Below are 3,708 nucleotides of genomic sequence, written 5' to 3' on the forward strand. Positions count from 1 at the left end.
CTGGCCCGGTAATATCAGAGAACTTGAAAATATAGCGACCTATTATCAGACACTTTCTGCTTTACCTCCTCAGATTACAGAACAAAACAGCACGACCACTGTCCGACTTTCAAATGCCAGCCTCAATCTCGCAATTCTCAAAGCCATCAGCGAGCACACCCAGCTCACCCATGGTATAGGCAGAGCCTCATTGGTACAAACCCTCAAAACCTCTGGAATCAGGCTCAGCGACGGCAAGTTGCGAGAGTTTTTAGGAGATTTATCTCAGCAGGGATTCATTGAGGTCGGCAAGGGGCGTCATGGCACAAAAATTACCGAAAAAGGACTTGCCCGCCTGACACAAGATACAAAAGAATAGAAAAAGAAAACAGAGGTAATTCTGCATATTCTGCAGCCTTCCTCTGTTTTTATCATATTGCTTTTTCTTCTATATTTTACACCATTTCTACAGGAAAAGTAATTTCACCTTTTTCTGTATCCATCACGCAAGTTCCACCCATAGGGATGGTAATCATTGGTGCACCGTGACCGGACTGAATGTTGTACATGATAGGAATATCAAGACCTTTTGTCGCCTCCAGCATTACCTGTACGATATCATAGCCTTCCACGTCTACATTACATCTTGTGAACTGTCCCAGCAGAATGCCGGCAGCGTCTTTCAGAAGACCCGCATTTCGGAGCTGGTAAATGTGTCTGTCCAGATTGCCGATATGCTCACCGATTTCTTCAATAAAGAGAATTTTTCCCTTAGTATCAATCTCGCAAGGTGTACCGACCGACGCACACATTACAGTTAAGTTTCCGCCTACCAGAATGCCGCTTGCTTTTCCCTCGCGGGCAACTCCAATCGGGAATCCTTCCGGAGCTTTATATGTATAAGCGTCTTCTGCAGTCAGCGCTTCAAAGAATGCAGTTTTGCTTTCCTGGTCAAAATCGTCCACCATATTGGAAGATACCATCGGACCGTGGTAAGTCACCAGGTCGCATTCCTGGTTAAAGAGCAAATGCAAACTGGTCACATCGCTGTAGCCGACAAAAATTTTCGGATTCTTTCTGATAACATCCAGATCTAAATAATCCAGAATACGGTTAGCGCCGTCTCCGCCTCTGAGACAAAAGATTGCATCTACTTCGTCATCAGCAAACATATCATTGAGCCAGCGACCTCTCAGTTCTTCTTCTCCAGCCATGTATCCGCCTTTAGAAGCAAACAGATTGTCTGCAGCTTTTACTTTGAATCCCAGCTGTTCCAAAACAGCTTTGCTCTGTTTTGCTCTTTCTTCTTCTACCGGGGAACTGGTCGCAACCAATCCAATCACGTCACCGGCTTTTAATCTCTTCGGATATGTCATGTGAGCCACCTCGTTTCATTAAATTCATCTCTAACGCTTGTTGTTCAAATTAAATTACAAATTTATACCAAGCTTAGAACCACATGATATTAACAATTATCGCTGCCATAATCAGGGAGAATAAGTCTCCTGCGATACCAGCAAGCATGGACTGTCTTGTGTTGGTTACGCCAACTGCACCAAAGTAAACAGCCAGTACATAGAATGTAGTTTCTGTAGAACCGAAAGCAACAGAAGCTACACGACCAATCTGAGACTGAGTTCCGTAGGTTTCCAGAAGGTCTGCACAAAGTCCCTGCGCACCACCGCCGGAAAGAGAACGCATCAGACCCATCGGAAGTACTTCAGCAGGCATATTCACAATACTTGTAACAGGTTCTAATACGGCTACAAGCCAATCCATAGCGCCAGAAGCACGGAACATACCGATTGCACAAAGCATTGCAACCAGATAAGGAATAATCATAATACCAGTTTCAAAACCTTCTTTTGCACCTTCTGTAAAAGAACTGTAAATTGGAACTTTCTTAAAGAATAATGCGTAAAGCGGCACTGCCACAACGAAAACAGGAATCAGATATGCTGATAAAAAGTTTAAAACGTCTGTCATATTTTACGCCTCCTTTCCGCTCAGAACAAGCGGATCATTACCGATGTAGTCTTCATTAATCTGTAATTTTCCAGCTGCTCTTTCTTTTTCAATAATATTGTCATACTTGAATACTTTCAGTCTGCCTAAAAGTTTTGTCATGATAACACAAACAATTGCAGCACACATAGTAGTCAGAATTGTAGGTCCTACGATTTCAGCAGCGCCCTCTGCCTGAATAGCAGTACGCATTGCAATTACAGTTGTAGGAATCAGACAAATAGAACCAGTGGAAATGGCCATAACCATGCACTGTGCATCTGTTGCGATATTCTTTGTTTTGTTCAGTGTCTGCAGTTCCTGCATAGCTCTGATACCCAGCGGTGTGCAGGCATTACCCAGACCTAAAACGCTGGCTGCAATGTACATTGCAATTGCAGAATTTGCAGGGTGTCCCTTTGGTACGCCAGGGAATAAAAACTTCATAACAGGGGAAAGCGCATTACCCAGTTTCTCACAAAGACCTGCGTCTTCCATAATTTTCATCAGCCCGCAGAAGAATGCCATAGTACCGATTAAGCCGATAGCAAGTTCTACTGCAGTGTCAGCAAATGCGAAGAGGTTGTCCTGTACTTCGCTGATTGTACCGGTTGCTGCACCGGCAATGACTGCTACTGCCATGAGGAACAGCCAAATATAATTCATCATAAATACTACCTCCAAAAAAGTAAAATCAGGTTATAACGGATTACTACGTAGTCACCCCATTTCTTACGCAAACACCGTGCCAACATATTTTCTTTTCTTTCTAAATCGACAAAAACTCACAAAACACACATTTCTGTCTAGGGTTCACTCCCCCAAGAAGAATGCGCTAATTTATCAAAACTGGATATTACCCCATTTTATCTCATTGTCCACCTTATTTCATCTTATCTTACTTGTAAAACAGTTCTTTTTATGGTACGATTCTTGCATTCTATGTTGCTATAAACAAGGAGGTCTATTTTATGTACAAAATTCCGTATACCTATACTAACAAATCTAAGATTGTATTTTATCTCATGATATTAGCCTACTTTCTTCTCAGACTAATATTAATGATACAGATAAAAGCATACAAGTTAGAAGGTTACGAAGTATTTCTTCTTCCTACTATTATATATTACTTGACTATTTTTATCGTGTTGACCGCCATATTCTTCGGCTACAAGTTTTTCTTTACCACTTACGATGAAAATACTATCACCTACCACAATATCCTGCTGAAGCGCTCTGCATCTATTGAGCTGGATAAAATTAAGTATGCTGTCTTCAGTAAAAATGGCGTGCACTTTTATAAAACAGATAATCCCGCACCCGCCGACAAGCCGGACTTTACCATCCCATTTTTCAGGCTTGGTATTATCGACGCCGTTCCAATTAATAATTTCTTCGAAAGACTTATCGACAGAAATACCATACGTATAGAAAAACAGTTCAAAGTTCTTCCCGGCTATTCTAAGCCCTGGACAATTGTTGCACTGGTTTATGCATTCCTGACTTTTTGCGTTTTGATTATTTCTATGCAGCTGCTTTACACTGTCATTATTTTGTTTCAGACTTTTCATTGATTTATCAGGAGGTTTTATTTAGATGAAACGAGTTTCTTTAATTTATCGCACCAGTGAGAACTCAGAGGCTATCAAGTTTATCAAAAATAATCTGGAGGACATCTTTGGCGAACATATCGTATTCACCAACTGCTACTTAAACGATTTGGCA

General features: G+C 41.4%; 5 protein-coding genes. 2 read left to right on the forward strand and 3 right to left on the reverse strand.

The annotated features are described in order from the left end of the window. Positions 1-358: winged-helix domain-containing protein (locus D1151_RS16110; RefSeq protein ID WP_306770916.1), on the forward strand; the 358-nt coding region annotated here is incomplete at its 5' end. Positions 359-434: 76 nt separating this feature from the next. Here D1151_RS16110 and D1151_RS16115 read toward each other — a convergent pair. The 3 genes from D1151_RS16115 to D1151_RS16125 form a co-directional block, all read right to left on the reverse strand. Beyond that, a complete protein-coding gene (locus D1151_RS16115) occupies positions 435-1,355 on the reverse strand; it encodes an LD-carboxypeptidase (protein ID WP_161909548.1) in 921 nt (306 codons plus the stop codon). Between the two features lie 73 nt (positions 1,356-1,428). Next, complete coding sequence (locus D1151_RS16120) at positions 1,429-1,965, reverse strand: spore maturation protein (protein ID WP_160203292.1); 537 nt, start codon at positions 1,963-1,965, stop codon at positions 1,429-1,431. A 3-nt stretch (positions 1,966-1,968) separates the two neighbouring features. Next, entirely contained in the window at positions 1,969-2,652 is a 684-nt protein-coding gene (locus D1151_RS16125) for a nucleoside recognition domain-containing protein (protein ID WP_160203293.1), read from the reverse strand. 302 nt (positions 2,653-2,954) lie between these two features. On the opposite strand from D1151_RS16125, the gene D1151_RS16130 reads away from it, so the two are divergent. Next, positions 2,955-3,557, forward strand: a complete 603-nt coding sequence (locus D1151_RS16130; protein WP_160203294.1) for a hypothetical protein — start codon at positions 2,955-2,957, stop codon at positions 3,555-3,557. Positions 3,558-3,708: the final 151 nt, after the last annotated feature.

This window comes from Emergencia sp. 1XD21-10, assembly GCF_009936045.1.
GTDB lineage: Bacteria > Bacillota > Clostridia > Peptostreptococcales > Anaerovoracaceae > Senimuribacter > Senimuribacter intestinalis.

Bases quoted from the DNA above. Each gene is read 5' to 3' on its own strand.
- D1151_RS16125 (WP_160203293.1), bottom strand. From the start codon at position 2,652: ATGATGAATTATATTTGGCTGTTCCTCATGGCAGTAGCAGTCATTGCC.
- D1151_RS16120 (WP_160203292.1), bottom strand. From the start codon at position 1,965: ATGACAGACGTTTTAAACTTTTTATCAGCATATCTGATTCCTGTTTTC.
- D1151_RS16130 (WP_160203294.1), top strand. From the start codon at position 2,955: ATGTACAAAATTCCGTATACCTATACTAACAAATCTAAGATTGTATTT.
- D1151_RS16115 (WP_161909548.1), bottom strand. From the start codon at position 1,355: ATGACATATCCGAAGAGATTAAAAGCCGGTGACGTGATTGGATTGGTT.